The sequence below is a fragment of the Vogesella mureinivorans genome, from assembly GCF_007644035.1.
Lineage (GTDB): Bacteria > Pseudomonadota > Gammaproteobacteria > Burkholderiales > Chromobacteriaceae > Vogesella > Vogesella mureinivorans.
In genome coordinates, this window is the sequence record NZ_VMTV02001121.1 from 1 (window position 1) to 272 (window position 272).

General features: G+C 65.4%; 1 protein-coding gene. It reads right to left on the reverse strand.

All coding sequences use genetic code 11. The features are described from left to right. Nucleotides 1–272 (reverse strand): NAD-dependent epimerase/dehydratase family protein (locus tag FLQ44_RS23955; protein ID WP_206209150.1); only part of this gene is annotated, 272 nt, incomplete at both ends.

Consider the following 272-nt stretch of genomic DNA (forward strand, 5'->3'; position numbering starts at 1 on the left):
GGCGTTCCTGCTTGGGCGAGCGACTGGAGCGCGATGTCATTGGCGTCGCCCTGCCAGATTACGTTGCAATGGCCGCTGCTCACCTGCACCGGTTCGCCGGCGAGTACGGCGCGCGCGACGTCATGCAAGACCCCGTAGCGCATGTCGATCGCGTAGGAGAGACGGATCAGCGAGACCCGCGCGCCGTGGACGCGCGAGAAATGCTCGAACATGCGTTCGCGTCCGACGCAGGAATTGGCATATTCGCCGGGTGGATCGAGCGGCAGGTCCTC